9 tRNA genes and 1 other annotated feature are annotated in these 975 nt (G+C 52.5%); all 9 genes read left to right on the forward strand.

The features are described from left to right. Window positions 1-88 (forward strand) — a sequence feature (5S ribosomal RNA rRNA prediction is too short). A 25-nt stretch (window positions 89-113) separates the two neighbouring features. The 9 genes from BLW54_RS17875 to BLW54_RS17915 all read left to right on the forward strand — a co-directional run bounded on the left by BLW54_RS17875 (window position 114) and on the right by BLW54_RS17915 (window position 965). Then, window positions 114-189: transfer RNA gene (locus BLW54_RS17875), tRNA-Val, on the forward strand. A gap of 13 nt (window positions 190-202) precedes the next feature. Next, window positions 203-278: transfer RNA gene (locus BLW54_RS17880), tRNA-Thr, on the forward strand. 33 nt (window positions 279-311) lie between these two features. Beyond that, window positions 312-387, forward strand: a tRNA-Lys gene (locus BLW54_RS17885). 8 nt (window positions 388-395) lie between these two features. Further along, window positions 396-477 (forward strand) — tRNA-Leu (locus tag BLW54_RS17890). A 6-nt stretch (window positions 478-483) separates the two neighbouring features. Then, a tRNA-Gly gene (locus BLW54_RS17895) sits at window positions 484-558 on the forward strand. 55 nt (window positions 559-613) lie between these two features. After that, window positions 614-702, forward strand: a tRNA-Leu gene (locus tag BLW54_RS17900). A 12-nt stretch (window positions 703-714) separates the two neighbouring features. Beyond that, a tRNA-Arg gene (locus tag BLW54_RS17905) sits at window positions 715-791 on the forward strand. A gap of 6 nt (window positions 792-797) precedes the next feature. Continuing rightward, window positions 798-874 (forward strand) — tRNA-Pro (locus BLW54_RS17910). Between the two features lie 15 nt (window positions 875-889). Further along, window positions 890-965 (forward strand) — tRNA-Ala (locus BLW54_RS17915). Window positions 966-975 lie beyond the last annotated feature (10 nt).

Consider the following 975-nt stretch of genomic DNA (forward strand, 5'->3'; position numbering starts at 1 on the left):
AAGAGGTCACACCTGTTCCCATGCCGAACACAGCAGTTAAGCTCTTCAGCGCCGATGGTAGTCGGGTTTACCCCCGTGAGAGTAGGACGCCGCCAAGCCTTTTATAATAATCCGGAGGATTAGCTCAGCTGGGAGAGCACTTGCCTTACAAGCAAGGGGTCGCAGGTTCGAACCCTGCATCCTCCACCATTATATTAAGTTAGCCGGCCTAGCTCAACTGGCAGAGCAACTGATTTGTAATCAGTAGGTTGGGGGTTCAAGTCCTCTGGCCGGCACCATTAGTTGCCGACGCTAACTTAAATTTTGATCGAGAGCCATTAGCTCAGCTGGTAGAGCATCTGACTTTTAATCAGAGGGTCGAAGGTTCGAATCCTTCATGGCTCACCATGTCATTTGCGGGTGTGGTGGAATTGGCAGACACGCTAGATTTAGGATCTAGTGCTTCACGGCGTGGGGGTTCAAGTCCCTCCACCCGCACTTTAAGCGGAAGTAGTTCAGTGGTAGAACACCACCTTGCCAAGGTGGGGGTCGCGGGTTCGAATCCCGTCTTCCGCTCCATTTTCAAAAAACGAGCTACTTATAACAGCAATGAATATTAACATAAAATTGCCAAGCCGGGGTGGCGGAATTGGCAGACGCACAGGACTTAAAATCCTGCGGTGGGTTTCCACCGTGCCGGTTCGAGTCCGGCCCTCGGCACCATAAACAAATAATGCGCCCGTAGCTCAATTGGATAGAGCGTCTGACTACGGATCAGAAGGTTAGGGGTTCGACTCCTCTCGGGCGCGCCATTATAACGGGAAGTAGCTCAGCTTGGTAGAGCACTTGGTTTGGGACCAAGGGGTCGCAGGTTCGAATCCTGTCTTCCCGACCATCCCAAAAAAATAACGGGGCCTTAGCTCAGCTGGGAGAGCGCCTGCTTTGCACGCAGGAGGTCAGCGGTTCGATCCCGCTAGGCTCCACCATTATCTTGAT

This window comes from Halobacillus karajensis (assembly GCF_900108515.1).
In the GTDB taxonomy this organism is placed as follows: domain Bacteria; phylum Bacillota; class Bacilli; order Bacillales; family Halobacillaceae; genus Halobacillus; species Halobacillus karajensis.